The organism is Brevundimonas sp., from assembly GCF_024711105.1.
Lineage (GTDB): Bacteria > Pseudomonadota > Alphaproteobacteria > Caulobacterales > Caulobacteraceae > Brevundimonas.
Genome location: NZ_JANJTL010000107.1, coordinates 1 through 25,266, shown reverse-complemented (window position 1 = coordinate 25,266; position 25,266 = coordinate 1). Strand labels below are relative to the sequence as shown.

Annotated in this window: 26 protein-coding genes and 1 tRNA gene; 13 read left to right on the top strand and 14 right to left on the bottom strand. The window is 68.3% G+C overall.

Going from position 1 to position 25,266, the window contains the following annotated elements:
* Together Q0M60_RS08225 and Q0M60_RS08220 are read left to right on the top strand one after the other, a co-directional pair.
* On the top strand, positions 1–429 hold a 429-nt coding region (locus Q0M60_RS08225; protein ID WP_296818148.1), incomplete at its 5' end, for a hypothetical protein.
* Positions 426–2,240 (top strand): aspartyl protease family protein, encoded by a 1,815-nt coding sequence (locus Q0M60_RS08220; RefSeq protein ID WP_296818146.1) that lies wholly within the window; start codon positions 426–428, stop codon positions 2,238–2,240. The genes Q0M60_RS08225 and Q0M60_RS08220, both read left to right, overlap by 4 nt.
* Positions 2,241–2,243: 3 nt before the next feature.
* Here the strand turns inward: Q0M60_RS08220 and ligA are convergent, their stop codons facing one another.
* Genes ligA through Q0M60_RS08205 form a run of 3 tightly spaced genes read right to left on the bottom strand, consistent with a single transcriptional unit; the run spans position 2,244 to position 6,495 of the window.
* A complete protein-coding gene (ligA, locus tag Q0M60_RS08215) occupies positions 2,244–4,577 on the bottom strand; it encodes an NAD-dependent DNA ligase LigA (RefSeq protein ID WP_296818144.1) in 2,334 nt (777 codons plus the stop codon).
* Positions 4,577–5,575: a 4-hydroxyproline epimerase gene (locus Q0M60_RS08210; RefSeq protein ID WP_296818142.1), complete on the bottom strand. Its 999-nt coding sequence runs from the start codon at positions 5,573–5,575 to the stop codon at positions 4,577–4,579. Before Q0M60_RS08210 ends, ligA begins: the two co-directional genes overlap by 1 nt.
* Positions 5,575–6,495 (bottom strand): dihydrodipicolinate synthase family protein, encoded by a 921-nt coding sequence (locus tag Q0M60_RS08205; protein ID WP_296818140.1) that lies wholly within the window; start codon positions 6,493–6,495, stop codon positions 5,575–5,577. Before Q0M60_RS08205 ends, Q0M60_RS08210 begins: the two co-directional genes overlap by 1 nt.
* A 75-nt stretch (positions 6,496–6,570) precedes the next feature.
* Here Q0M60_RS08205 and Q0M60_RS08200 point away from each other — a divergent pair, with 75 nt between their 5' ends.
* Entirely contained in the window at positions 6,571–7,803 is a 1,233-nt protein-coding gene (locus tag Q0M60_RS08200; protein WP_296818138.1) for an FAD-binding oxidoreductase, read from the top strand.
* 22 nt (positions 7,804–7,825) lie between these two features.
* Here Q0M60_RS08200 and Q0M60_RS08195 read toward each other — a convergent pair whose 3' ends face one another.
* From Q0M60_RS08195 to Q0M60_RS08175, 5 genes are all read right to left on the bottom strand, one after another.
* Entirely contained in the window at positions 7,826–9,889 is a 2,064-nt protein-coding gene (locus Q0M60_RS08195) for a calcium-binding protein (RefSeq protein ID WP_296818136.1), read from the bottom strand.
* 85 nt (positions 9,890–9,974) lie between these two features.
* Positions 9,975–12,524, bottom strand: coding sequence for a hypothetical protein (locus Q0M60_RS08190; RefSeq protein ID WP_296818134.1), 2,550 nt, complete (start codon positions 12,522–12,524; stop codon positions 9,975–9,977).
* On the bottom strand, positions 12,485–13,192 hold the full coding sequence (locus Q0M60_RS08185; RefSeq protein ID WP_296818132.1) for a hypothetical protein: 708 nt from the start codon (positions 13,190–13,192) through the stop codon (positions 12,485–12,487). The genes Q0M60_RS08190 and Q0M60_RS08185 overlap by 40 nt, the downstream gene beginning before the upstream one ends.
* On the bottom strand, positions 13,189–13,512 hold the full coding sequence (locus tag Q0M60_RS08180) for a hypothetical protein (RefSeq protein ID WP_296818130.1): 324 nt from the start codon (positions 13,510–13,512) through the stop codon (positions 13,189–13,191). Before Q0M60_RS08180 ends, Q0M60_RS08185 begins: the two co-directional genes overlap by 4 nt.
* Positions 13,513–13,904: 392 nt before the next feature.
* A tRNA-Ser gene (locus tag Q0M60_RS08175) sits at positions 13,905–13,994 on the bottom strand.
* 89 nt (positions 13,995–14,083) lie between these two features.
* On the opposite strand from Q0M60_RS08175, the gene Q0M60_RS08170 reads away from it, so the two are divergent.
* The 5 genes from Q0M60_RS08170 to Q0M60_RS08150 are packed head-to-tail and all read left to right on the top strand — an operon-like array spanning position 14,084 to position 18,143.
* On the top strand, positions 14,084–14,902 hold the full coding sequence (locus Q0M60_RS08170; protein WP_296818128.1) for a septal ring lytic transglycosylase RlpA family protein: 819 nt from the start codon (positions 14,084–14,086) through the stop codon (positions 14,900–14,902).
* A 49-nt stretch (positions 14,903–14,951) separates the two neighbouring features.
* Positions 14,952–15,587, top strand: coding sequence for a dTMP kinase (gene tmk / locus Q0M60_RS08165; RefSeq protein ID WP_296818126.1), 636 nt, complete (start codon positions 14,952–14,954; stop codon positions 15,585–15,587).
* Positions 15,584–16,561: a DNA polymerase III subunit delta' gene (locus tag Q0M60_RS08160; protein WP_296818124.1), complete on the top strand. Its 978-nt coding sequence runs from the start codon at positions 15,584–15,586 to the stop codon at positions 16,559–16,561. Before tmk ends, Q0M60_RS08160 begins: the two co-directional genes overlap by 4 nt.
* On the top strand, positions 16,558–17,337 hold the full coding sequence (locus Q0M60_RS08155; protein WP_296818122.1) for a TatD family hydrolase: 780 nt from the start codon (positions 16,558–16,560) through the stop codon (positions 17,335–17,337). Before Q0M60_RS08160 ends, Q0M60_RS08155 begins: the two co-directional genes overlap by 4 nt.
* Positions 17,334–18,143 (top strand): MBL fold metallo-hydrolase, encoded by an 810-nt coding sequence (locus tag Q0M60_RS08150; protein WP_296818120.1) that lies wholly within the window; start codon positions 17,334–17,336, stop codon positions 18,141–18,143. The genes Q0M60_RS08155 and Q0M60_RS08150 overlap by 4 nt, the downstream gene beginning before the upstream one ends.
* Before the next feature lie 83 nt (positions 18,144–18,226).
* Here Q0M60_RS08150 and Q0M60_RS08145 read toward each other — a convergent pair whose 3' ends face one another.
* The 3 genes from Q0M60_RS08145 to Q0M60_RS08135 are packed head-to-tail and all read right to left on the bottom strand — an operon-like array spanning position 18,227 to position 20,269.
* Entirely contained in the window at positions 18,227–18,712 is a 486-nt protein-coding gene (locus Q0M60_RS08145) for a hypothetical protein (protein WP_296818118.1), read from the bottom strand.
* Positions 18,709–19,584 carry a D-alanyl-D-alanine carboxypeptidase family protein gene (locus Q0M60_RS08140; protein ID WP_296818117.1) on the bottom strand — a complete coding sequence of 292 codons (876 nt, stop codon included), beginning with the start codon at positions 19,582–19,584 and terminating at the stop codon, positions 18,709–18,711. The genes Q0M60_RS08145 and Q0M60_RS08140 overlap by 4 nt, the downstream gene beginning before the upstream one ends.
* A gap of 43 nt (positions 19,585–19,627) precedes the next feature.
* Positions 19,628–20,269 carry a glutathione S-transferase family protein gene (locus Q0M60_RS08135; protein ID WP_296818115.1) on the bottom strand — a complete coding sequence of 214 codons (642 nt, stop codon included), beginning with the start codon at positions 20,267–20,269 and terminating at the stop codon, positions 19,628–19,630.
* A 63-nt stretch (positions 20,270–20,332) separates the two neighbouring features.
* On the opposite strand from Q0M60_RS08135, the gene purB reads away from it, so the two are divergent.
* Together purB and Q0M60_RS08125 are read left to right on the top strand one after the other, a co-directional pair.
* Entirely contained in the window at positions 20,333–21,634 is a 1,302-nt protein-coding gene (gene purB, locus Q0M60_RS08130; RefSeq protein ID WP_296818113.1) for an adenylosuccinate lyase, read from the top strand.
* Between the two features lie 74 nt (positions 21,635–21,708).
* A complete protein-coding gene (locus tag Q0M60_RS08125; RefSeq protein ID WP_296818112.1) occupies positions 21,709–22,296 on the top strand; it encodes a fasciclin domain-containing protein in 588 nt (195 codons plus the stop codon).
* Positions 22,297–22,361: 65 nt separating this feature from the next.
* On the opposite strand, the gene Q0M60_RS08120 is transcribed toward Q0M60_RS08125, so the two are convergent.
* A complete protein-coding gene (locus Q0M60_RS08120; protein ID WP_296818110.1) occupies positions 22,362–22,685 on the bottom strand; it encodes a DUF1476 domain-containing protein in 324 nt (107 codons plus the stop codon).
* A 252-nt stretch (positions 22,686–22,937) separates the two neighbouring features.
* Here Q0M60_RS08120 and purC point away from each other — a divergent pair, with 252 nt between their 5' ends.
* Genes purC through Q0M60_RS08105 form a run of 3 tightly spaced genes read left to right on the top strand, consistent with a single transcriptional unit; the run spans position 22,938 to position 24,424 of the window.
* Positions 22,938–23,696 carry a phosphoribosylaminoimidazolesuccinocarboxamide synthase gene (gene purC, locus Q0M60_RS08115; protein ID WP_296818108.1) on the top strand — a complete coding sequence of 253 codons (759 nt, stop codon included), beginning with the start codon at positions 22,938–22,940 and terminating at the stop codon, positions 23,694–23,696.
* Positions 23,696–23,932 (top strand): phosphoribosylformylglycinamidine synthase subunit PurS, encoded by a 237-nt coding sequence (gene purS, locus Q0M60_RS08110; RefSeq protein ID WP_296818106.1) that lies wholly within the window; start codon positions 23,696–23,698, stop codon positions 23,930–23,932. Before purC ends, purS begins: the two co-directional genes overlap by 1 nt.
* A 15-nt stretch (positions 23,933–23,947) precedes the next feature.
* On the top strand, positions 23,948–24,424 hold the full coding sequence (locus tag Q0M60_RS08105; protein ID WP_296818104.1) for a YbhB/YbcL family Raf kinase inhibitor-like protein: 477 nt from the start codon (positions 23,948–23,950) through the stop codon (positions 24,422–24,424).
* Between the two features lie 29 nt (positions 24,425–24,453).
* Here Q0M60_RS08105 and Q0M60_RS08100 read toward each other — a convergent pair whose 3' ends face one another.
* On the bottom strand, positions 24,454–24,987 hold the full coding sequence (locus tag Q0M60_RS08100) for a DUF4199 domain-containing protein (RefSeq protein WP_296818102.1): 534 nt from the start codon (positions 24,985–24,987) through the stop codon (positions 24,454–24,456).
* Between the two features lie 99 nt (positions 24,988–25,086).
* A partial coding sequence (locus Q0M60_RS08095) for a LuxR C-terminal-related transcriptional regulator (protein ID WP_296818100.1) occupies positions 25,087–25,266 on the bottom strand: 180 nt, incomplete at its 5' end.

Below are 25,266 nucleotides of genomic sequence, written 5' to 3'. Positions count from 1 at the left end.
CCCTCGCCGATGGACCGGCTGACCGACGCCCTGGGCCGCGCCGCGCGGCGCGGGGTCGCGGTCGCCGGCCTGGTCTATCGCGAAACGGCCTTGCCGACGGGCGTGGTGGGGGTGCTGTCGCACGGAGAACCGTTCTCGGAGCGCTGGCCGGGCGACCAGTTAAGCCTGGTCAGCGATGGCCGTGAGCACCTGACCGCCCTCATGGCGCGGGGCGGGGGCGAGGTGGTACGCGCCGTCTGGAGCGACAGCGTCTACCTGTCCTGCCTGCAGCACAGCGGCATGGCCGCCGAGATCCGCCTGTCGGCCCTGAGCGACACCGAGGCCGATCCACTCTCCTATCTGTCCCTGCTGAGGTCGGCGCCGCCCGGTCTCCAGGGCCTGCTGAAACCCGACCCCCGAAACGAAGACCTGGCCGGAGACGCCGCATGAGACGCCTGATCCTCCTTCTGAGCACCAGCCTGCTGGCCGTCACGCCGGCCAGCGCCGACGAGCTGTCCGACCTCATCGCGCGCTATCGCGAATGGCGCGGCGGCCCGGCCTTCGAGGCCATGCAAGGCGTGCGCGCCGAAGGCAGCCTGTCCACCGCCGGATTCTCCGGCGAGGTGGAGATGATCGCCGAGCGCGACGGCAGCATTCGCCAGAGGGTCGACCTTGGCGTCTTCCGGTCTGATGAAGCCGTGGACGGCGAGCACGGCTGGGTCGTCAATCAGACCGGTCAGGTCGAGGACATGGCCGCCGACGGCCGGGAGGACCGCCGCCGCGACATCGCCCTGATATTCGGCTCGGCGCTTGAAGACTCCGCTGCGCTCAGCCTCGCCGCCCCTGTCGAGCGGGACGGGCGCACCTGGTCCGTCGTCGCCGTCGATTACGGCGATCAGGACGCGCACGAACTCCTTATCGACCCTGAGTCCGGCGAGCTCGGCTTTATCCGCATGGTCCGCGACCGACGCGAGAGCTGGGTCGACTACGGCGACTGGCGGCTGGTCGAGGGCGTGCGCATGCCGTTCGAGGAGATCGCGACCAGCGAGCTGATGAGCACACCGAATGTGGTGCGCTGGACCGAGGTCGACATCGATCCCGTGGTTCCTGTCGACGCCTTCGCTCGGCCCGTCGTCGAGGCGCGCTACCAGATCGCGGGCGGCGCGGACACGACCGGCTGGATCGACTACGAGTTCCACGGCGGCAATCGCATCTACCTCCCCACGACCGTGAACGGGACCGACACCCACGCCCTGCTGGACAGCGGCGCGGAGATGACGGTGCTGGACGCCGCCTTCGCGCGCGAGCTCGGCCTGGAGACCAGCGGCGACCTTCCGGCGGTGGGCACCGGCGGCGTCTCGAGCGCCCAGCTCGCCGAAGGCGTGACACTGGTCATCGGCGACCTGACTCTGCGTGACATGACCGTCGCGGTCATCGACCTATCCGCGATCGCCCAGGCGCTCGGCCGCCCCCTGCCTGTGGTGCTGGGCAAGGACGCCTTTAACGAGCTGATCGTCGACGTGGACTTCCCGCATCACCGGATCGCCTTCCACGCCCCGGGGACATTCGTCGCGCCATCCGACGCCGTCGAGGTTCCGCTGAGCGAGGCCACCGGCGGGCTCCGGTCCGTGCCGGTATCGATCGAGGGCCGCCAGCCGGTCCCGTTCGACTTCGACATCGGCAACGGCGGTTCGCTGATCATCTTCCCAGGTTATGCGGAGGAGCAGGGCCTGCTCGACGGGCGCACCAGCTCCACCGTCATGTCGGGCGCGGTCGGTGGCATGCGCGAGGCCGGCATCGCCACCTTCTCCAGCGTCACCTTCGGCGGGGTCAAGTTGAGGGACGTGCCCGCGGTGCTGCCCCCGCCCGGACCTTCGGCCGTGGATTCGGACCGCACGCGCGGCAACATCGGCATCGGTGTGCTGGGGCGTTTCCGCCTGATCACCGACTACACCAACGACCGGCTGTGGCTGGTCCCGATCAGCGAGGCGATCAGCCAGCCCTTCGCGCGCAACCGCCTGGGCCTCAGCCTCCGCAAGGACGCGGACGCCATCGTGGTTCAATACGTCGCGCGGAACTCGCCCGCATCCGAAGGCGGGTGGGCCCAGGGTGAGCGGATCGTCGCCATCGACGGCGTCCCCGCCGCCGACATCACGCCCGAGGCATTGCGCGACATCATCAACGGCGCCGACGGGCGGACGGTGCGGCTGACGCTGGAGGGCGGCGAGGAGCGATCCCTGGTTTCGCGGACCTACTACTGAGCCTCAGCCGCCGATGAGGGCCAGCCACTCGTCCTCGGTGAGCACGGCGACGCCGTGCTTCTCCGCCTCGGCGAGCTTTGAGCCCGCGCCGGGGCCGGCGACGACGTAGTCGGTCTTCTTGGAGACCGAGCCGGAGACCTTGGCGCCGAGGCTCTCTGCGCGGGCCTTGGCCTCGTCGCGGGTGAAGCGTTCAAGGCTGCCGGTGAAGACCACGGTCTTGCCGGCGACGGGGCTGTCGGCGCGTGGCTTCTCGGCGTCCTCGATGCGGTCGAGTTCGGCGACCAGGGCGTCGACGACGGTGCGGTTGTGCGGCTCGTGGAAGAACTCGGCCAGGGCCCGCGCCGCGACCGGGCCCACGCCGCCGACGCCGGCGATCTGCAGCAGGGCGTCACCAGGCCCCTCGCGGGCGTCGTGGGCGAGCTGGCGGATGTCGGACCAGTCCTCGACAAGGGTCGCGATGGCCCGACGGGCCGGCGCGGCAACGCCCGGGAAGGCCAGGGCGATCTTCTGGTCGAGCGGCGCCTCGGGCCATGGGTCGGCGGCCGGCGGTTCCGAGGCGGCGAGCGCGGCCAGCACGCGCTGGGACACGCCATGCCCATCGGAGAGGCGAGTCCAGGCTTCACTCGGTATGCCCTGCGAGGCCGCCTCTGCAGCGGCGCGAAAGGCTTCCCACGAGCCGTAGGCGCGCGCCAGGATCAGGGATGTCTGCTCGCCGATTTCGCGGATGCCCAGGCCGTAGATCAGGCGATCGAGGCTGATGATGCGCCGCGCCTCGATGCCGGCGACGAGATTGCGGACGCTGGTTTCGCCATATCCATCCTCGGCCCTGAGCGCGGCCAGCTTCTCCTCGTCGCGCGCCAGGCGGAAGATGTCGGCCGGCTCGCAGATCCAGCCGCGCTGGTGGAAGGCGATCAGCTGCTTTTCGCCGAGACCCTCGATGTCGAAGGCCCGGCGCGAGGCGAAGTGCTTGAGCCGCTCGACGATTTGGGCGTCGCAGATCAGGCCGCCGGTGCAGCGGCGCACGACCTCGCCCGGCTCTCGCACGGCCTCTGAGCCGCATTCGGGGCAGATTGTTGGAAACTCGAACGGCTTGCCGCGATCCGGGCGATCGGCGTCAACCACCCCGAGGATCTGGGGAATGACGTCGCCGGCCCGCTGCAGGGTCACGGTGTCGCCGATGCGGACGTCCAGGCGGCCGATTTCGTCCTCATTGTGCAGGGTGGCGTTGCGCACCACTACGCCTCCGACCGTCACGGGCCGGAGACGCGCCACCGGGGTCAGGGCGCCAGTGCGGCCCACCTGGATGTCGATGCCCTCCAGGACCGTCGTCGCCTGCTGGGCCGGGAACTTGTGGGCGATGGCCCAGCGCGGGCTGCGTGAGACGAAGCCGAGCCGCTCCTGCCAGTCGAGCCGGTCGACCTTGTAGACGACGCCGTCGATGTCGTAGCCGAGCGCGGCGCGGTCGCGCTCCAGCTCGCGGTAGACCTCAAGCAGGCCTGAAGCGCCCTCGACCCGGCGCGAGCGCGGGTTGACCTGAAAGCCCCAGCCTTCCAGCGCCTTCAGGGCGTTCGCCTGCGTGTCCTCGAAGGGCGCCGAGATCTCGCCCCAGGCGTAGGCGAAGAAGCGCAGCGGCCGCTGGGCCGTGATCGCCGGATCCTTCTGGCGTAGCGACCCGGCGGCGAAGTTGCGGGGATTGGCGTAGGTCCTCGATCCGGCCGCCTCGGCCGCGGCGTTGAAGGCCGCGAAGGCGTCGTTGTCCGCATAGACCTCGCCGCGCACCTCGATGCGCGCGGGCCAGTCCGAGCCGGCCAGCCGCTCGGGCACGTCCGTGAGGGTGCGCAGATTGGCGGTGACGTCCTCTCCGGTTCGGCCGTCGCCCCGCGTGGCTCCGACCTGCAGCACGCCGTCGACGTAGAGAAGGCTGGCCGACAGGCCGTCGATCTTCGGCTCGGCCACGAAGGCGATGGCGTCCTCGTCCGGCAGGCGCAGGAAGCGGCCGATGCGGGCGACGAAGTCGCGCACCTCGCCCTCGTCGAAGGCGTTGTCCAGCGACAGCATCGGCACGCCGTGGCGGACCGGGGCGAACTGGGTCGAGGGGGCCGCGCCCACCCGCTGGCCGGGCGTTTCCACGCCGGCCTCGGCCAGCTCCGGGAAACGCTCCTCGATCGCCAGCGCACGGCGCTTGAGCGCATCGTATTCGGCGTCGGAAATTTCCGGTGCAGCATGCTGATAATACAGGGCGTCATGGTGCGCCAATTCGGCCGAAAGGGCCTCGAACTCCTCGCGCGCTTCGGCACCGGAGAGGGCTTCGACAGGCTTGGCGGAGGGCTTGAGCATCAGACGACCGTGAATCCCCGGGAGAAGACATCCTCGTCATCGATCCAGATCATGTTCAGGCCGGTGGCGATGGCGGAGCCCTGGATGGACGGAACGATGGCGGGCCGTCCGCCGAGTTCGGTCTCGGCCTCGACGCGGCCGATGAAGCGGCTGCCGATGTAGCTCTCGTGCACGAAGGTTTCGCCGACGGTGAGGCGACCCCGCGCGTGCAGCTGGGCCATGCGGGCGGAGGTCCCGGTGCCGCAGGGGCTGCGGTCGATGGCCCGCTCTCCGTAGAAGACCGCGTTGCGCCCGTCGGCGCCTTCGCCCTTCGGCGTATCGGCCCATAGCACGTGGCTGACGCCGCGGATGGTCGGGTCGAGCGGGTGGACCGGCTCGATCTGGCTGCGAAGGATGGCGCGCAGCTCGCGGGAAAACCTGACGATCTCGGACGCACCCATGGCGTCGAGACCCGCATAGGGGCCCTGCGGTTCCACGATGGCGTAGAAGTTCCCGCCGTAGGCGATGTCGACGGTCAGGGCGCCGAAGCCGGGAATGTCGACCGGGACATCGCGCTCGGCCAGATAGCTCGGCACGTTGCGGATGCGCACCCAGCGGACGCGGTCGCCGTCCTGCTCGTATTCCAGCTGGATGAGGCCGGCGGGAACCTCGGCGACGAAGCGGCCGGGCGTCCGCGGGTGGATCAGGCCCTGCTCAAGGCCGAACGTGACCATGCCGATGGTCCCGTGCCCGCACATGGGCAAGACGCCCGAGGTCTCCATGAACAGGATGCCGACATCGGCGTCCGGGTGCGTGGGTGGATAGAGGAAGCCGCCGGACATCATGTCGTGGCCGCGGGGCTCGAACATCAGGCCGGTGCGGATCCAGTCGTAGCGGGCCATGAAGTCCTGGCGGCGTTCGCTCATCGAGCCGCCGTCCAGGAACGGCGCGCCGCCGATCACCAGCCGGACCGGATTGCCCGCCGTATGGCCGTCGATGCAGGAGAAGACGTGGCGCATCAGGCCGCTTGCGGCAGGGCGGGCCGGCTGGCGGCCGCCGCCTCGACCATGGCCGTGACCTCGGCCCGGCGCGCGCCGTCCAGCGGCAGGCGAGGGGGCCTGACCCGCTCCGAGCCGCGTCCCATGATTTGTTCGGCCAGCTTGATCGACTGGACCAGGTCGTGCTCGGCGTCGAGATGCAGCAGCGGCATGAACCAGCGATAGATCGCGACCGCCGTCTTCAGGTCGCCGCGCGCGAAGGCGTCGTAGAGGGCGACGGACTCTCTCGGGAAGGCGCTGGTCAGCCCGGAAATCCAGCCCTGGGAGCCGAGGATCAGCCCCTCCAACGCCACATCGTCGAGGCCGGCCATGAGGACGAAGCGCTCCCCGAAGGCGTTCTTGAGGTCAGTGAAGCGGCGAGTGTCCGGCGCCGATTCCTTGAGGGCCACAATGTTCGACACGCCCGCCAGCTTATCCAGCGCGCCCAGCCCGATCGACACGCGATAGGCGGGCGGATTGTTGTAGAGCATGATCGGCAGGTCGGTCGCCGAGGCGACGGCCTGGAAATGGGCGACCAGCTCGTCCTCGGTCGGCACATAGACCATTGCCGGCAGGACCATCAGGGCGTCCGCGCCGATCGACTCGGCGTCGCGGGCGAAGGCCACGGCCCGCGCCGTCGTCATCTCCGAAACCCCAACGATGACTGGAACACGCCCCCGCGCAACCTCGACGGCGACCTTCAGAACCTGTCGCTTTTCATCCGCTTCGAGCGAGTTGTTTTCACCGCATGTCCCCAGCACGATCAGGCCGTGGACGCCGTCGCGGATGAGGGCCTCGAGCGTTGCGGCCGTCGCTTCGAGATCCACCGAGAGGTCGGGCGCGAACTGCGTGGTGGCGGCGGGAAAGACTCCCTTCCAGGCGTCGGGTTCGAACAGGTTCATCGCGCGTCTCGCCAAGGCTGCGCTTGCATCCGTATACCAGGCGCGGAACGGCGCAACCCCGGGGCTGAGGCGGACGTGACCTCCTTCATTGTGATCGGCGGCGGCCTGATCGGAGCGGCCAGCGCACTCAGGCTTCAGCAGGCCGGATTCGAGGTGACGCTGGTCGATCCGGGCGCCGAGCGGCGCGGCGCGTCCTTCGGCAACGCGGGCCACATCGCCGTCGAGCAGGCCGAGCCCCTGGCGTCGCCGGCCACCGTGAGGGCGGCGGCCGGCATGCTGTTCGGCCTGGGTGGGCCGCTGGACTTCCGCTGGCGCGACATCGATGTCTGGCTACCGTGGGCGCTGCGGTTCCTCGCAGCCGCCAACCGTGAACGTTTCGAGGCCGGATCCCGGGCGCTGGGCGGGCTGGTGGCCGACGCCGTGCCGGCCTGGCGGCGGCTAGCGAACGAGACCGGGCAGCCTGGCCTGTTGCGCGAAGACGGCCATGCGGTGCTGTGGCTCGACGAAGCCGAGGCCCGGCGCGGCCGCCGGATGTGGGCGGAGACGAACACCGGCCCCGCCAGCTTTCGCGATATGACCTCGGAAGACCTCGCGCCCTATCGGGGTCTCATGCACGCCCGGCCGCCCGTGGCCGGTTTGAAATTCCACGGTACGGCGCGCCTCCGTTCGCCCGGCGAGGCCCGTCGAGCGATCCTCGCCGCCCTTAAACAGTGTGGAGGCCAGGTCGTCGCGGGCTCGGTGGCGCGGCTTGCGGCTGGCCCGGCTATCGACATCGGGCTGGCTGACGGCGGAAGACTTCGCGCGGATCGGCTGCTGGTCTGCGCAGGCGCCTGGTCCAGCGCGTTGATGCGCGCCCTCGGCGTGCGCGTCCCGCTCATCGCGGAGCGAGGCTATTCCATTCAGACTCCGGCCCCCGCCTGGCCAGCCGAACTGCCGACCGCGGTGATCGAAGACCTTTCGCTGGTGCTCGCGCCGCACATCGAGGGGCTTCGTTGTACGAGCCACGTCGAACTGGGCCGGCCGGAAGCCCCGCCCGACGAGCGCAAGTGGCGGCGGATCGAGGCCCAGGTGAGGTCGCTCGGCCTGGAGTTTCAGCCGAACGCCCAGCGCTGGGTCGGCCCACGCCCGACCCTGCCGGACTACCTGCCCGCAATAGGCGCCCTCAGAACCCGACCGAACATCCTCTACGCCTTCGGCCACCAGCACCTGGGCGTGACCCTCGCTGCGATCACCGCCGAGCGGATCGCGGCGCTGTCTCAGGGTGAAGGTCCACACCTGGACGCCTTCGCGGTCGAACGCTTCAGCTAGCCATTGAGGGGCGGATGCCGCCTTACGGCAGCAGCATCCAGTCCGACCCGTGGTCCATCCAGTGCGGCCGGGCGGAGATATCGCCGGTCGCGATCGCGCCGCCGACCACCGTCTCTGACCCATCGCCGGGAAGCACCAACGGCTGGCCGAGCGCCTTGGACACGGTACGCGCGTCCCAGATCGCCTGCGGCGCCATCGAAGGACAGCCGCACAGGACGAAGTCATCCTCGTGCAACTGGGCCCTGGTCACCCCCAGCAGCCGGACGCTGATGCCGTCCTTGGCGATGACCACGCCACTGACCGTGTCGGACGCATGAGCGAGCACGTCAGCGAAGTCGTCGAACCAGCCCGGCTCGAAGGTGAGTTGGTCTTCCGTCCCGGCCCCGGCGACGAAATCGGTGACGGTGTCCAGGCCGCCTCCCGCCTCGAAGTAGAAGAGGTCGTCACCCGAGCCTCCTGTGAGACGGTCGTTTCCGAACCCGCCGCCGATGAGGTCGTGACCGCCCGAGCCGTTCAGCCGGTCGTCACCGAAGCCGCCGATGAGCCAGTCGTCGAACTGGGAGCCGACCACCCGCTCTATGGAGATCAGGTAGTCGTTGTCGAATGAGGTGATCGCGACACCGCTCTCAAGGTCGACGAGAACCCCTTCCTGCTCCGCTGAATAGGTCGCGGTATCGAGGCCTTCGCCACCGTTCAGCCCGTCAAATCCGGAGCCTCCACGGAGGACGTCATTTCCGTCTCCGCCGCGCAGCAGGTCGTCGCCACTTCCACCGCTCAGCACGTCGATGCCTTCGCCGCCGCTAAGGTCATCACTGTCGTCGCCGCTCTTGAGAATATCGTCTCCGGCGCTTCCCACCAGCGTGTCGACGCCAGCGCCTCCGCTCAAGACATCGTTCCCAGCGCCCCCATGCAACTCGTCGCTTCCGTCCCCCCCGACCAACAGATCATCACCGCCGCGCCCGTACAGGAGATCGTCGCCCTGATCGCCTGTCAGGGTGTTGGCCCTCCCATTTCCATGGATGGTGTCGCCCTGCATGGTGCCGCGCACGTTCTCGATCGATCGCAACCGGTCCTCTCCCTGACCGGTGGCAATCCCTAGCGAGAGGTCGACGACAACTGCCGGACCAGATGTAGCGAACCGAACCTCGTCGTCGCCTGTGTGACCGTTGAGCGTGTCGTCGCCCGACCCGCCGATCAGCCGGTTGTCGAATTCATTGCCTGTCAGGCTCAGACCCTGGGAACCGCGCACGCGCAACTCCTCGACTTCCAAGCCTGTCGCAAGCGTGAAGTCGACGCGGGTGAAGACCCGATCGAATCCGTCGCCCCATTGTTCGATGACCTGGTCGCCCGCGTCATCGACATGGAAGGTGTCATTTCCCTCGCCGCCAACCATTACGTCATCGCCTGCGCCTCCGATGAGGATGTCGTCGCCGGCCCCGCCGTCGAGCAGATCGTCGCCCAACTCCCCCGACAGGCGATTTCCGTCATCGTTTCCCAAGATCTCATTGTCGAGCCAGTTGCCTATACCGGTGTGGCCTCCGCTGCCGGTCAGCACGAGCCGCTCCACGTGGGACCGCAGGGTGTATGAGGTGCTGGCCAGAACTGTGTCATAGCCGCCGTCCGCCAACTCATGCGACCAGTCGTAGACGCTGTTGAACACATAGACATCGTCGCCGGCGCCGCCCACGAGATTGTCGTCACCGTCGCCGCCTTCCAGGCGATCTCCACCGGCCGTCAGGAAATCGAGCAGCCCCCAGATCGACTGGGCGGCCACGAGGAAGGCGGCGGCGTCGAAGTCGCCGTCCGTGACCTCATAGAGCAGCTGCCGCGACGTGGGATCTCCGGGAGTTCCCAGGACGTAGTACCGAATGGTCGTGATCGTCCCCGCGTTCGGCCAGCCCTCAGCATCGAAATCGGTGAAGTCGCCGAGCACCTCCACGCCGGCGTAATGGGAGTACCGGACGGCGCTCACCGTATCGCTGGCGGACGATTCCGGCGGCCCCAGGAACAGTGAGGAGATGGAAGCGCCAGGCTCTCCGCTCCGCATTTCGAAGCCGCCGGCGCCGGGTGCTGAAAAGGTGGGCATGACCGCCTCCGGGATAACGCGGTTACCCTAGGGGCAGGCGTGGTCGCTGACCATCACAAAGAGCGTCCACGTGGCGCAGCGATCGTCAGCGGGGCGGGCCGCCGGGCGGTCGGTCGAGGGTGATCGACGGCAAGGGCGCCGGCCCCGTCACAAAAGCGCCTGTAACGGCGGGTGGCGAAGATGCTGCCGCCCGCGAGGGCCAGCCGATCCGGCCATAGCGCTGGCCATTGCGCCTCCAGTAGGTGTCGGTTCTGAACCCGAACCCCGGGAGCGGAGCGTAGGAGATCGAAAATCCTGAGGAGTTGATTGGGCTTGCAAGACGGCAGAGGGCGTCGAGCGGATCGTCCGCGCCGCTGGCTGCTTCGACTGTGACCCACCGCTCATAGGCTCGGCGATTGACGATCCCCTCCGCCGTGACGCCGTATAACCCTAGGGCGACCGAAGACCATGATTGCATAACCGAAAGCTCGGACAGTGGAGGATTATAGAACCGCGACGTGACCGGACCGGTCGCGGTGTAGTGCCGCTCCAGAAGCTCTGCGGGGTCGGTGACCCTCATGTCGAAGTCGCCGTTCCGGCGGACTGGGGAGGCACGACGCTCCACGGCCAAGGCCATGGCGCCGGCGTGCGCCTCGGCGAAGCGGCCGAACTGGATGACCCCGTCTATTTCGTCGATGTAGGGGCTCCAGATGTCTTCCGGCGGCGCGAGCGCATTACGGCTGACCAGATACCGGATCGGCTCGCCTTGGCCGGTCCAGACGGCGCAGTCCCTGCTGCCGCCGGGAGAACGAGACCGACGATAATGGGCGGCCGCCTCCCGCTCCGCCTGCTGTTGTCCCGCGGTTCTGACGCGCTCCACAATGCGCATTCCCGCAGGTCTTGCCTCCAGAATGCAGGCCCGTTCCGCCAGCAGGAACTGCCGAAGGCCGGCTTGGCGCGCCACCAGTTCGGCGCGAGCGGCGCGGATGGCCGCCGCGAGTTCAGCCGGGTCGGCCCTGTTCCAGTCGGGTCCAACCCGACGGGATATGGCTGCTGCCATGTCAAAATCTGGAACTGGCGGCGGCGGCGCATTACAGCGCGCCGAGACGAGCGGCGGCGGCTCGGGCTCCGGCTCGTTTGCACGAATCCGCAGGATGAAAAGACCCACGCTGCGCTTACCGTCGAATGTGCGGATTTCGACGAGGTAGTCGCGCCCCTCGCTCAGTTCGCCGGGCCGGAAGCTGATTCTTATGCGGCGATCCTCCCAGTCCAGGATTCGTCCGAGGGTGCGCCGCCTGCGACCCTGCTCATAAATGAAGACATTGCCTTCCCGGTCGCCGAAGTCCTCGCCGATCAGTTCCACGCGCGGCGCATCGGACGGCAGAACCTGTACGATGTTTTGGTTCCTTAGCTCGGGATCCCGAGACAGGCGGACTATGGGCACGCGCGCGCACCAGTTGGCGGCCGACCTGGAGCCGAAGGTCGGCGCGGGGTCCCGCGCCTCCGTCCGGCTGACGTAGCCCTGGTCAATGTAGAACGGGTCGGCGGGATCATCGATCTCGCGTTCACGATGCCCCGTGCGGATGTGCCCCAGCGACCGAACCCTCTCGCCGCCGACCATACGCGTCCGGGACATCCGGCCCTCATAGCTCGGGTGGGTCCCTTGCCACGCCATGTCCGCCACGAACTGGCAGGCCTGCTGAAAACTTTCCCTGTCGGACCGGCGCAGGCGTTCCAGCAGCTCCAGCCCCTCGACGCTGCCCCAGTGGTCGGAATCGGCCAGGGGCATGGCCCCAAAGATCGTCTGCCGATCGACCCCGCCCGCCGCCTCCGTTCGCAGACCCTCGGGATCTACTGGCTCGGCGTATACCGGCAGGCCCGCCCTCTCGCCGGTGGGAGCGTTGAACAGTTCGCCGATCCCTCCGCGCGCCAGGTCCGTTCCGTCCGGGTCCAGCCACTGGCGGCGCCACATCCTCCAGGCAAGCGCGGGCAGGTCAGTGCTGGAATAGTGGGTTCCGTCATAGGGAACGCCTGCAGGCGCGACGGCCTGAAGGATGGCCAGTCCTGCGAAGACCAGCCGTTCGCCCTCAGGGTTCGCGCCCAGGGATCCGATGTAGACGAGGCCCTCGTACATGGAGCGGTTGGTGGCCCACATATCCCAGCAGTCGGCCTGATCGACGACGGCGAAATCGGGCGCGTCGGCAGACAGCCGGACGCCATACTCGCCATAGCCACCGCCCGGGCCCGGCCCCAGGGCGCGGATGACTTCGGCCCAACCTGCCCTTGAGCAGGTCAGCATCTCTCGGCGCTGCACGGCGACGTCCAGCGGCTGGTCGGTGATCTCGCCGCCGTAGCCCGCGCCGAAGCTGCCGCGCACCAGGTCTCCCAGCCGTTCGTCGCCGATGGCCGGAATGGGTGGCGTGTCCGGGCTGTCGACATGTCGGAAAGTCATGGCGCGCGCTGCGCCGTCGCCCGGCAGGGGCGAGGACATGGGGTCCGCCGCCAGCCCCGCATCCCTTCCGCTCTGGCCGAGCCTCGCCGTGACCACCGCCTCCGCCCCATGGATCAGGCCGGCGACACCGCCGATGACCAGGCCGCTGTAGACCGACGCATTGGCTATCTGGGTGCGATCGGGGCCGTCCCAGCGCTCCCACATGTGGCCGATGGCCCAGCGATCCTGGAGAAGTGCTGGGCATAGCCTTCGTACATCAAAGCCTGATGTTCGGCTTCGCGCAGCGCGTCCGCATAGACCCGGCGCTCCTCGGGCGTCATCGCTTCCCGCATCCGCTTGGCGCGACCGGCCCTTTGCAGGGCGATGGCGTGATAGCGCGCGTACATTGCCGTGGCCTGGGACCCGAAGTGCACGGCGTTGAGACCCCCGAGCCATCCCGTGAACTCGTGGCAAAGCTCGTCGTTGCGGGCCGGGCCGCCAATGGGGCAGGTCAGGTTCTTGTTCAACCAGTCGGCCGGCCCATAGCTGTAGTCCGGCAGGCCGGCGAAGCGGGCGGGCTGCGGGAGCAGTCGCTCCTCGACCGCCGTATCCCGGTCGTCGCCCTCGCGCGGCGTGCCGCGCAGAAGCTCTTCCCGGAAATAGGTGGCGTTCAGGTCGACCACCGTGACCCCGGCGCTCCCGTCCCTTCCGAGGATGTCGGCCGCGCCGAGCTCCCGAAGCGCCAAGGTCGCCAGATCGGTATGCTCGGGGATCGATGCGCTCCGTCCCCTGAAGTAGGTTGAGCGCCAGATGTCGCCGTTGACCACGCGCGTGTCCCAAGCGCCCAGCACCAGGGCCAGAAAAACCAGGAGCGTCGCCTTGACCCGGTTCATGGCGCGGCGCGCTCGACCGGTCGGCACACCGCGTCGGGCACAACAAAGACGCTCTCGAAGGCGTCCAGCTCGGCCTCGCGGCCGGACGCGCCTTCGAGCGCCCGTTCAAGCGCCGCTACGCACTGGGGCCGGCATGACGCCTCCGTGGTGCAGGTCCGGACCGTGCCGCCGCCTTCGAGACACTGCGTGACGGCGTCTAGACAGCCGGCCCAGGACATGACCTCGGGGTCGGGATCAGGGTTCACCTGGAAGACCTCGCCCGGCAGGCTCATGTGATCGGGTTGAACCCTGTCATCGCCGCATCCGGCGATAGCGAGCACGGCCAGCGCTACCGGAACCCGCCAGTGTCTCATCTGCGCCCCGCTCGTGGTTTCGAAAAGCTATGTTCGTCGAAACGCGCGGTCAAGTCGCCGGTCCCCGAGGGGCGACGCACCTGCAATGTAAATGCATGGATGATCTTCACCCGTGCAATGATCGGTTCCTAGTTTTGGTCCACGCTTTCAATGTCCCCGCTTCGAAGTCCTGGCGACTTGGGGCTGCGACTAACGCCTGACTCCAGAAGAGTTGGGGCTAACCTTGCGCAGTGGCGGCTAAGCTGACAGCGGCATTGGGCCCGTCATCAGGTCGAGACTGGGTTTTGGGCGCTTTAGGGCCGCGCACGCGTCTCTAGGTAGCTGCCGCAGACGTCCCGGGTTGGGTGTCGAAGACCGGCTGGCGGACAGGGTGGGATTCGAACCCACGGTGGGCTTCCACCCACGGCGGTTTTCAAGACCGCTGCCTTAAACCACTCGGCCACCTGTCCTCGCAGCAGGGCTGTAGCGGCTCAGGCGCGGTTAACCAAAGCGGAAAGTTCCGCTGGCATGATCAAGGGCTTTGGCGGGGAGGGCTCCCATGATCTGGCGGATCTGCGCGGCTATCGCCGTGGCCTTGCTGGCGTCGGCTTGCGGGTTCGCTGGAGCTGAGCCAGCGCCTGTGCGCCCGCAACTCTACGCACCCTCCGTCTCCGCCGAGGTGACCGACCCGGCTCCGATCGTCCGTGGGACGATGCGGCCGTATCAGGTGAGGGGCCGCTGGTACACGCCGGAGATGGATGAAGCCTACGACCGGACTGGCGTCGCCAGTTGGTACGGCGACGCCTTCCACGGCCGCCCGACAGCGACGGGCGAAATATTCGACATGCACGCGCTCACGGCGGCGCACACGACATTGCCCCTGCCTTCGCTGGTGGAGGTCACGAACCTGCAGACGGGACAGAGCATCATCGTGCGGGTCAACGACCGCGGGCCTTTTGTCGACGATCGGCTGATCGACCTGTCGCGCGGCGCGGCCGATGCGCTTGGCGTGCGGTCCCAGGGCCTGGCCCGGGTGCGGGTGCGTTACGTCGGGCCGGCGCCCCGGCTGGGCTCGGTCGGGCCGGTGCAGCAGGCGGCATTGACCTCGCCGCCGGCGGTGTCGCGCCCCTCGGAGCCGGCGGACACGACGCCCTACTTCATCCAGGTCGGCACGTTCGGCGAGCGCGACAACGCGGAGGCGCTCCGTCGCCGGCTTGGCCGCGATGGCCGCGTGCGAATCGAGGATGTCCGCGTCGGAGACCGGCCAATGTATCGGGTTCTGGTGGGGCCCTGGACGGGCCGCACCGAGGCTGAACGCGAGCGCAGCATGCTCGCGGGCCAAGGCCTGTTCGACGCCATCCTGGTGCGCGCCCAATAAATCGGCCGCGCGGCCTTGCCTCCCGGGCGCGAGCCGCCATTGTGCGGCCGTGTCACGCGGACGGTTCATCACATTCGAAGGCGGGGAGGGGGCCGGAAAGTCCACCCAGGCCCGCAGGCTGGTCGAGCGGCTTAACGCGCTCGGGCTGAACGTCGTCATGACCCGCGAGCCGGGCGGCTCGGAAGGGGCCGAGGCGCTGCGCGGCCTGCTGCTGACCGGCGAGACGGATCGCTGGACGCCGACGGCTGAGACCTTGCTGATGTATGCGGGCCGGTCCGACCACCTGACGCGGCTGATCCGTCCGGCTCTGGAGGCCGGGACCTGGGTGGTCTGCGACCGCTTTTCCGATTCGACCCGGGCCTATCAGGGCGCCGGCGGCGGAGTGGACCCATCCTTCATCGAGGCGATCGAGGCCGAGGTGGTCGGCGCCGACAGGCCGGACCTGACCCTGGTGTTCGACATGCCGGTCGAGCTCGGCCTCGAGCGCGCCTTCGGCCGGGACATGTTCGAGGTGCGGTTCGAATCGAAGGGGCTCGCCTTCCACGAGCGGTTGCGCGCCGAGTTCCTGCGGATCGCCGAGGCTGAGCCTGCCCGCTGCGCGGTGATCGACGCCGCCGGCACGCTGGACGAGGTCGACGCCCGGGTGTGGGAGGCCGTCTCCGAACGGCTGGAGCTGGTCCCGTGACCGACCGGCCGTCGCCCCGGCAGAGCTATCACGCGCTGAAGGACGAGGCGCCGGAGGCGGCCTTTCTCGAGGCGCTCGACCGGGGCCGGCTTCACCACGCCTGGCTGCTGACGGGGCCGGAGGGATTGGGGAAGGCGACCTTCGCCTATCGCGCCGCGCGGCGTCTGCTGGGGGCCGCGCCCGATCTCCGGCGTGGCCTGCTGGGCTCGGACCCGGAGGATCGCGTCAGCCGCCTCGTCGAACAGGACGCCCACCCGGACCTGCTGGTGCTCGAACGCCAGGTCGAAGGGGGCAAGACCAAGAAGTCCATCTCGGTCGAGGAGGCCCGGGCCCTGCCGGAGTTCTTCGCCAAGTCGCCGTCGATGGCGCAGCACCGCGTGGCCATCGTCGATGCAGCCGACGACCTGAACATCAACTCCGCCAACGCCTTGTTGAAGACTCTTGAGGAGCCGCCGGAGCGCGGCGTGCTGTTTCTGGTGGCCCATTCGCCGGCGCGGCTGCTCGGCACCATCCGGTCCCGTTGCCGCCGGCTGGCCTTCCGTCCGTGGTCGGCGGCGTCGGTCGCCGAATGGCTGATGACCCAGACCGGTCTGGCGCGCGCCGACGCCGAATCGCTGGCTGCGATGTCGGGCGGGTCGCCCGGGCGTGCGCTGCAGCTGGCGGAGGAGGGAGCCTTGGAGATCGACGCCACCGCCCGCGCCCTGGTCGAGGGCGACGCGCCGGACGACGCCGAGATGCTGCGCTTCGCCGACCGGCTGAAGGGCGCAGAGGGCCAGGACCGCCTGGAGCTCATGTTCGCCCGCCTGTCCGAAGCGGTGCGCCGCCGTGCCGCTCAAGGCGGCGCGCCCGAGGCCTGGGCGCGAGTGTGGGACCGGCTGACGCAGATTCCCGGAGAGACGGCCGGGCTGAACCTCGATCGCGCCGATGTGTTGTTCTCGACCCTGGCGGAGATCCGCCGCGCCCGCGCCTCATGATCGTCGACAGCCACGTCAATCTGCACGCGCCCCAGTTCGACGAAGACCGCGACGCGGTCATCGCCCGGGCCCGCGAGGCGGGCGTCGCCCTGATGGTTGAGATCTCCGACCGCCTGGCCACCTTCGAGGCGACGCATGAACTCGCCATGGCGCACCCGGACATCTGGTGCACGGTCGGCGTCCATCCGCACGAGGCCAAGGAAGACCCCGACCTGTCGCCGCAGACGCTGGCTGAGCTGGCCAGCCGGCCGCGCGTGGTGGGCATCGGCGAGTGCGGCCTGGACTTCCACTACGACCTGTCGCCACGCGACGTGCAGCTGAAGGTGTTCCGCGCCCATATCGAGGCGGCGCGCCTCACGGGGCTGCCGCTGGTGATCCACACGCGCGAGGCTGACGAGGCGATGGCCGAGACCCTCCGCGAAGAGCATGCGGCCAAGCCCTTCCGGCTCCTGATGCACTGCTACACCTCAGGCCCCGAACTCGCGCGGACGGCGGCCGAACTCGGCGCCTTCTTCTCCGTCTCGGGCATCGCCACCTTCAAGGCCGCCGAGGAGGTGAGGGCGGTGATCCGCGACATGCCCGCCGATCGGATCATCGTGGAGACCGATTGCCCCTACCTGGCGCCCGTGCCGCACCGAGGCCGTCGCAACGAACCGGCCCTGGTCGTCCATGTGCTCGACAAGCTGGCCGAGATCCGCGGCTGGAGCCGCGAAGAGGCCGAGGCGCGCACCACGCACGCCTTCTTCGAGCTGTTCGACCGGATCCCACGGCCGTGAGCGGCCTGGAGGTCACCATCCTCGGATGCGGGTCCTCCGGTGGCGTGCCGCGTCCGAACGGCGACTGGGGCGCCTGCGATCCCAACGAACCCAGGAACCGCCGGTCCCGATGCTCCCTGGCCGTGCGGCGCAACGGACCCGACGGCGCCACCACCATCCTCATCGACACCTCGCCGGATTTGCGAGCCCAAGTCCTGTCGGCCGGAATAACGGCGATCGACGCCGTCCTGCTGACCCACGATCACGCCGACCAGACGCACGGCATCGATGACCTCAGGACCTTCGCCGCCATGGGGCGGAAGCGGGTGCCTATCTGGATGGACCGCCCGACCCATGACACGCTGGACGCCAGATTCGGATATATATTCCGTGGGCTGCATGGATATCCTCCGATCTGTGATGCGCATGTGCTGACGTCGGAGGCGCAGACCATTCGGTGTGACGGCCCGGGTGGTCCTGTCACCGTGACGACGTTTCCGCAGGCTCACGGGCCGATCGGCTCGGTCGGGTACCGGATCGGCGGCCTGGCCTATTCGAGCGACGTGTCTGGCCTGGACGAGCAAGCGTTCCAGGCGCTTGAGGGCGTGGAGCTCTGGATCGTTGACGCGCTGCGCTGGACACGTCACCCGACGCACGCGCACCTGGACCAGACGCTGGCATGGATCGCGCGGGCAGGCGTTCGGCGGGCCGTGCTAACGAACCTCCATATCGACCTGGACTACCGCCGGCTGTCGGAGCTGGCGCCGACTCACGTCGAGGTCGGGTTCGACGGCTGGTCCGGTGAGGTCGCGATTTCAGACGCGTAGAGTCGGCAGTTCCAAACGCGTCTCATCTAAGATTTCGCATAATATATCTTAGGCGAAACTCGGCCATGCCATATGACGCCGCCTCACGCCCCCTCCAATCCGCACGAAAACGGGGTGACAGACCGGTAGAAGGCTCTTGCCGCTGGAGCAGTCGCGCCCTGCGACAGCCTGTAGGCGTGCTCAACCACCATCGCCTGCTGCTCGATGTTCAGGCTCACCCACCGACAAGTCTCATCGGGTGTATAGGCATAGGCGCGGACTCCATCGCCGGCCTTGAGTTTGGCCAATGCGAGGTTCACGCCCTGCTGCGCCTGCCAGACATGAACCAGCTCATGGACGAACGCGGATCGGGTTCTCAGCGGACCGGTCGAGAAGTCGTCGGACCAGCCCTCCACGGGCCAGACGATCCATTCGCGCTCAAATCCCCTGCCCGGCACAAAGGCGCGCTTGAAGGGGGATGGCGCCGCCAGGATGCGGATCGTGTCGAGCCGGAGCGCGCCGTCGAACACCGCGTCCGCGATCGCCCGTTCTCCGGCCGTCAGGCGCCGCCGCGCGAAGGCGCGGGTCATGGAGCGTAGCTGGCCCCCGGGCCGACGTATTCCCAGTGCCACGGCTCATAGATGTAGTTCACGAAGCCGTAGCGGTGCGCATTGGCCACCAGCCAGCGGTAAGCCGGGCCGCGCGACTGCACGAGCCGATTATACGGATGGGTCGAGTCCACCCCATATCCCGGCGCCTGTCCCACATTGATGTCGAGCGCCCAGCCGGTGCGGTGCGCCGAACAGGTCGCGCGCCTCAGGCCGTCGCAATTCCGGTCGTCCTCACACCGGACCCCATCGATGTCGGGATGCCGATAGGTTGAATAGACCGTCAGCAGCAGCGGATCGGCGGCGATCTCCGGGACCTGGGCGCGGGCGTCCGCGACCATCCGCCGGAATGCCGCCAGCGCCTCTGCCTGGACCATTCGGCCCGGTCGGCGAGCGGTCTCTTCCATGTAGTCGAACTCGGCCAGCTCGCGCCGTTCCGGGGCCCGCGGACATTCGCCCCTCACCCGCGCCATGACGAACGGCCGACGCTCCTGCCAGACCCCCTTGAAGACCTGGAAGGTAGCCGGTCCGAACACGCCGTCCGCTTCCAGTTCGTAGCGCGCCTGGAAGGCGGCCAGCGCCGCCGCAAAGCCGGGCGTGGTCGGCGCGCAGGTCGTGCCGATCTCCTGCTGGGTCATAGGCACGTAGGTTTCCCAGCCGGTCTCCCGGCCGAACGGCTCCCATTCGAGCGTCTCGAGCGTCCGGGCGTTGTGAGCGGCCGCCTCCAGCCACGCCTCCTGCCCCGCGTGACAGTCGAGCACGCGCCCGATCGGATCGTCCTGGGCGAGCGCGGGCGCGGCGAGCGCGAGGCTCGCCGCAATCGTCAGAAGGAGGCGGGTCGCCAGTTCCTGCATGGACATAAGGAAGCCATGGCCTCGCCTCGCCTGCAAGCGCCGGTTAGAGCACCTCACGCTCCCATTCCAGGAAGTGCGGATCATTCAGAAGAGTCCGGACATAGGCCTGGGCGGTTCCGTCGTCGCCGTGCGCGGCCAGGTCGAGCTGATAATGCCGAATGCGGCAGGCGACCGGTGTGAAGAAGGCGTCCGGAATCGACCATTGGCCGAAGAGGTAGTCCTCTCCCCCTCCGAACCGGCGCCGCGCTTCCGACCACATGCTCACCAGTCGGCGGATGTCAGCCGAAAGCGCCTGCGAGGGCGTATGGGCCGGGCCAGGCTTGCCGACCATGTGATGCTCGCGACCCATGCCGCATTCGCTGCGTAGCGCCATGAAGGCCGAATGCATCTCGCAGGTGACCGACCGCGCCATCCAGCGCGCGTGGGCGTCGGCCGGCCACAGCCTCGCCTCGGGATAGCGCTCGGCGCACCAGACCGAGATCGACAGCGAGTCCCAGATGGTCTCGCCCTCGACCTTGAGCACCGGAACCTTGCCGGTCGGCGAGTGGCGCGCGATCTGCTCGGCGGTCTCGGGCTGGTCCAGCTTGATCTCGGTCGTCGTGAACTCCGCCCCGCAGCGCTTGAGCACCAGCCACGGCCTGAGCGACCAGGTCGAGAAGGCGCGGTCGCCGATCACCAGTTCCATCTTGTCCTCCTGAGGCTGGGCCTTCCTTGACAGATTCGCCGCCCGGGGCCTTTAGGGGCGCCCATGATCTCCCGATACGCCCGTCCCGAAGCCGTCGCCATCTGGTCCCAGGAGACCAAGTACCGCATCTGGTTCGAGATCGAGGCCCACGCCGCGACCAAAATGGCCGAGATCGGCGTCATCCCCGCCGAGGCCTCAGACGCCATCTGGGCCAAGGGCAAGGACGCGACCTTCGACGCCGACCGCATCGATGAGATCGAACGCACCACCAAGCACGACGTAATCGCCTTCCTCACCCATGTCGCCGAGATCGTCGGCGAGGAAGCCCGCTTCCTGCACCAGGGCATGACCTCGTCTGACGTGCTGGACACCTGCTTCGCCGTCCAGCTGGCCCGGTCGTCCGACCTGCTGATCGCTGGCGTCGACCGGGTGCTGGCGGCGCTGGAAGCGCGGGCCAAGGAGCACAGGCTGACCCCCTGCGCCGGCCGCAGCCACGGCATCCACGCCGAGCCGGTCACCTTCGGTCTCAAGCTCGCCGGCTATCACGCTGAATTCCAACGCGCTCGTCGCCGCCTCGTCACGGCCCGCGAGGAGATCGCCACCTGCGCCATCTCCGGCGCCGTCGGCACCTTCGCCAATGTCGATCCCGCCGTCGAACAGTACGTCGCCGACAGGATGGGTCTGCAGGTCGAGCCGGTTTCGACCCAGGTGATTCCACGCGACCGTCACGCCGCCTATTTCGCCGCGCTCGGCGTCGTCGCCTCCTCCATCGAGCGGCTGGCGACCGAGATCCGACACCTGCAGCGCACCGAGGTGCTGGAGGCCGAGGAGTTCTTCGACAAGGGCCAGAAGGGCTCGTCGGCCATGCCGCACAAACGCAATCCGATCCTGACCGAGAACCTGACCGGCCTGGCCCGGCTGGTGCGTTCGGCGGTGACCCCGGCGATGGAGAACGTCGCCCTGTGGCACGAGCGGGACATCAGCCACTCCTCGGTCGAGCGCGGCATCGGCCCGGACGCCACGATCCACCTGGACTTCGCCCTGCATCGCCTGGCCGGCGTGGTCGAGCGGCTGAACGTCTATCCGGAGAACATGGCGAAGAACCTCGACCGCCTTGGCGGGTTGGTTCATTCTCAGCGCGTCATGCTGGCTCTGACCCAGGCCGGCGTCTCGCGTGAAGACGCCTACGCGGCGGTCCAGGAGAACGCCATGAAAGTCTGGCGCGGCGAAGGGGCCTTCCTCGACTTCCTGAAGGCGGATGATCGCGTGGTGCTGTCCGATAGCGAGCTCGAGGCCCTGTTCGACCTGAGCTACCACACCAAGCATGTCGACACCGTCTTCGCCCGGGTGTTCGGCCAAGGCTGACTGCATCCATCGCGGATGCCTCTCGTATCTCCTGCCGCGTCGCCTCCCCGCGGCGCTTGCTCAGGAGAAACGACATGAAGACCATCTTCGGCCTTGTGGCCGCTTCCGCCCTCGTGCTCGCCGCCTGCAACAGCTCGGCTGACGAGGCCGCCACGACCGCCGAGGCCTCGGCCGAGTCCACCGCTGCGGCTTCTGCCGCCGCCACGCCCGCCGCGTCCGGCACGATCGTCGAGGTGGCGCAGGGCAATGGCGACTTCTCCACCCTGGTGAGCGCGGTTCAGGCCGCCGGCCTGGTCGAGACGCTGAACGGCGCCGGCCCCTTCACCATCTTCGCGCCGACCAACGCCGCCTTCGAGAAGATCCCGGCCGAGACCCTGCAGGGCCTGCTCACCCCTGAACAGCGCGACACCCTGACGGCCGTACTGACCTATCACGTGGTCTCCGGCCGCGTGGACGCCGCGACCCTGATCGAGCAGATCCAGGCCGGCGGCGGCAGCGCGACGGTCACGACTGTCCAGGGCGGCGAACTCACCGCCCGCGTGGTCGAGGGCGGCGTGGTCCTGGCCGACGCCGCCGGCAACCAAAGTCGCGTCGTCCAGACAGACGTCGCGGCCTCGAACGGCGTGATTCACGCCATCGACACCGTCGTCTTGCCGGGCTGAGCCCCACGTGCAAAAAAGGCCGCGTCCCTGACGGGGCGCGGCCCATTCGCCGGCGTTCGCCGGGACTATTCGCCGTTGCGGATCTGGTCCCGCGCAACGGCCATCAGCTCGTCCATCTTTGAGCGGATCTCGCTCTCGCGCACGCCCAGGCCCGAGCCTTCCAGGTCCTGCATGACCTTGCGGAAGACATCTTCCTCGCCGGGCTGTTCGAAGTCGGACTTGACCACGGCGCGCGCGTAGTCGGCGCGCCGTTCGTCGCTCAGGCCCATCTTGTCGGCCGCCCATTCGCCCAGCAGACGATTGCGGCGGGCGACGGCCTTGAACTCCTGTTCCTGGTCCAGGGCGAACTTGGACTCGAAGCCTTGTTCGCGGTCGTTGAAGGTCGTCATCGGAAAGCGGGTCTCACTGATTGGAAGGCGCCCTCATATCGGGCGGCGGAGCGCCGATCAATCGGAACCGCGACGTATGCGGAACTCGCGCGGTTGGTGTGTCTGGAACGCCTCTGGGTGCAATTGCGAAAGGGGCGCCGTTCCGCTAAATCTCCGCCCGACCTATTCTCACGGAATCCTGAGTCGCCTCCGCGCCGCCGTCGAGCGGCGCGTCTCGCGTTTCAGGCCCGCACCGCCCAGAGGGGCCCCCGCATGACCAGCCGCCGCAAGAAGATCTACGAAGGCAAGGCCAAGATCCTCTACGAGGGTCCCGAGCCCGGCACCCTGATCCAGTACTTCAAGGACGACGCCACCGCCTTCAACGCCCAGAAGAAGGCCGTCCTGGAGGGCAAGGGCGTCATCAACAACCGCATCTCCGAGTACGTGATGACGCGGCTGAACGGCATCGGCGTGCACAACCACTTCATCCGCCGGCTGAACCTGCGCGAGCAGCTGATCAAGGAGGTCGAGATCATCCCGCTGGAGGTGATCTGCCGCAACATCGCGGCCGGCTCCCTGTCCCAGCGGCTGGGCCTGGAGGAGGGCTCTCCCCTGCCCCGCTCGATCATCGAGTTCTGCTACAAGGACGACAAGCTCGGCGACCCGATGGTCACCGAGGAGCACATCACCGCCTTCAACTGGGCCTCGACCCAGGAGATCGACGACATCCTGGCCATGACGGTTCGGGTGAACGACTTCCTGACCGGCCTGTTCGCCGGCATCGGCATCACGCTCGTCGACTTCAAGATCGAGTTCGGCCGCATCTACGAGGGCGACTTCAGCCGGGTGATCCTGGCCGACGAGATCAGCCCGGATTCCTGCCGCCTGTGGGACACGGCGTCCGGCGAAAAGCTGGACAAGGACCGTTTCCGCCGCGACCTGGGCAATGTGATCGAAAGCTACACCGAGGTGGCCAAGCGCCTGGGCATCATGAAGGACATGCCGACCGTGATTCAGGGAGGTCTGCACTGATGGCCAAGGTTCGCATCCACGTCTTCCTCAAGCCGGGCGTGCTCGACGTGCAGGGCAAGGCCGTCGAGGGCGCGCTGAAGGGCCTGGGCTGGTCCGGCGTGTCCGACGCCCGCGTCGGCAAGCTGATCGAGTTCGACCTCGACGGCGCCGCTGACCCGGCCGCCGAGGCTAAACGGATGTGTGAGACCCTGCTCGCCAATACGGTGATCGAAAGCTACCGCATCGAAGTCGCCTGACGACGGAGGAAAGCCATGGCCTTCACCCTCACCTCGAACAGCTTCTCGGACGGCGGCACGCTGCCGGACGCCCAGGTCAAGGCCAAGGGCGATACCTCCCCCCACCTGAAATGGTCCGGGGCGCCCGAAGGTACGAAGAGCTTCGCCGTCACCTGCTATGATCCCGACGCGCCGACGGGCTCTGGCTTCTGGCACTGGACGGTGGCCAACATCCCCGCCGACGTGACCGGGCTGGCCGAGGGCGCGTCGCCGAACGCCATGCCTGCGGGCTCAGTCGAGGGCCGTACCGACTATGGGCCGGCCGGCTTCGGCGGCGCCGCCCCGCCGCCCGGACACGGCCCGCACCGCTACATCTTCACCGTCTTCGCCGTGGATACCGAGAAGCTCGAGGTGACGCCGGACAACTCCGGCGCCGTGTTCGGCTTCAACCTGCACTTCCACACGCTGGCCAAGGCCTCGATCACGGCGACCTACGAGAACAAGGGCGACTGACCGCCGCCCCTGTCCCGAGAAGCCGCGCCTCAGGCGCGAGCCCGGACGGGCATGAACCGGCTGTTTCGCAGCAGCACCGCGCTCACGATCGAGACCAGCAGTCCGACCGGGAAAATCTCCGCGAAGGTCATCGGCAGCCGGAACAACGGCGACTGGTAGGCCACGGCCATCTCACGCATCTGCGCCTCAAGGTCGCGATAGGCCTGACCTGACAGGCCTTCGGCGCGACGCGCATCGAGTTCGGCGGCGATATACTGGTCCATGAAGGCGTAGTCGGTGACGGCCAGATAGACCTCCCACACCAGGACGTAGGCCAGCGAGGCGAACAGGGCGATCCCGAGCCCCACCCCGAGAGCGGGCAGGAACTTGATCACCCCGCCGTTGTGCCGGTCGCGGTGCTGTTTGACGCCAATGAAGACCGCCGACATGCCCAGGAGCATGATGAGGTAGCCGAGCCAGACGCTGCCGTGCGGCTCGTCCCCCCGGAGGACGATGGTGCCGATGATGCCTGCGATGATGATCAGGCCCGCGACCAGGCCATAGACGATGATGATGCGAGCCATGCAGGCTTCCTCCCCGTGGGTGCGACGACGCCCGGAGCATGCTCGCGACCCAGCGCACATCCTATCGCCCGAACGGGTGAGTTCGACCAGATCGCCCGCTCAGGGGATCAGGCTGAGCTCGCGGGCGCGGGTCACGGCCTCGGTGCGGGTCGCAGCGCCGAGCTTGGCGAACAGGTTGGCCAGGTGGGTCTTGATGGTGTTCGGCGAGAGGCCCATCGCGCGCGCGATTTCCTTGTTGGCTCGGCCCGACGCCAGCTCCGACAGCACTCGCATCTCCTG

Bases quoted from the DNA above. Each gene is read 5' to 3' on its own strand.
- Q0M60_RS08140 (WP_296818117.1), bottom strand. From the start codon at position 19,584: ATGCAGGAACTGGCGACCCGCCTCCTTCTGACGATTGCGGCGAGCCTC.
- Q0M60_RS08210 (WP_296818142.1), bottom strand. From the start codon at position 5,575: ATGCGCCACGTCTTCTCCTGCATCGACGGCCATACGGCGGGCAATCCG.
- purB (WP_296818113.1), top strand. From the start codon at position 20,333: ATGATCTCCCGATACGCCCGTCCCGAAGCCGTCGCCATCTGGTCCCAG.
- Q0M60_RS08205 (WP_296818140.1), bottom strand. From the start codon at position 6,495: ATGAACCTGTTCGAACCCGACGCCTGGAAGGGAGTCTTTCCCGCCGCC.
- Q0M60_RS08190 (WP_296818134.1), bottom strand. From the start codon at position 12,524: ATGTGGGAGCGCTGGGACGGCCCCGATCGCACCCAGATAGCCAATGCG.
- Q0M60_RS08155 (WP_296818122.1), top strand. From the start codon at position 16,558: ATGATCGTCGACAGCCACGTCAATCTGCACGCGCCCCAGTTCGACGAA.
- Q0M60_RS08125 (WP_296818112.1), top strand. From the start codon at position 21,709: ATGAAGACCATCTTCGGCCTTGTGGCCGCTTCCGCCCTCGTGCTCGCC.
- Q0M60_RS08135 (WP_296818115.1), bottom strand. From the start codon at position 20,269: ATGGAACTGGTGATCGGCGACCGCGCCTTCTCGACCTGGTCGCTCAGG.
- Q0M60_RS08170 (WP_296818128.1), top strand. From the start codon at position 14,084: ATGATCTGGCGGATCTGCGCGGCTATCGCCGTGGCCTTGCTGGCGTCG.
- Q0M60_RS08105 (WP_296818104.1), top strand. From the start codon at position 23,948: ATGGCCTTCACCCTCACCTCGAACAGCTTCTCGGACGGCGGCACGCTG.
- Q0M60_RS08120 (WP_296818110.1), bottom strand. From the start codon at position 22,685: ATGACGACCTTCAACGACCGCGAACAAGGCTTCGAGTCCAAGTTCGCC.
- purC (WP_296818108.1), top strand. From the start codon at position 22,938: ATGACCAGCCGCCGCAAGAAGATCTACGAAGGCAAGGCCAAGATCCTC.
- Q0M60_RS08185 (WP_296818132.1), bottom strand. From the start codon at position 13,192: ATGAACCGGGTCAAGGCGACGCTCCTGGTTTTTCTGGCCCTGGTGCTG.
- purS (WP_296818106.1), top strand. From the start codon at position 23,696: ATGGCCAAGGTTCGCATCCACGTCTTCCTCAAGCCGGGCGTGCTCGAC.
- ligA (WP_296818144.1), bottom strand. From the start codon at position 4,577: ATGCTCAAGCCCTCCGCCAAGCCTGTCGAAGCCCTCTCCGGTGCCGAA.
- Q0M60_RS08145 (WP_296818118.1), bottom strand. From the start codon at position 18,712: ATGACCCGCGCCTTCGCGCGGCGGCGCCTGACGGCCGGAGAACGGGCG.
- Q0M60_RS08100 (WP_296818102.1), bottom strand. From the start codon at position 24,987: ATGGCTCGCATCATCATCGTCTATGGCCTGGTCGCGGGCCTGATCATC.
- Q0M60_RS08220 (WP_296818146.1), top strand. From the start codon at position 426: ATGAGACGCCTGATCCTCCTTCTGAGCACCAGCCTGCTGGCCGTCACG.
- Q0M60_RS08195 (WP_296818136.1), bottom strand. From the start codon at position 9,889: ATGCCCACCTTTTCAGCACCCGGCGCCGGCGGCTTCGAAATGCGGAGC.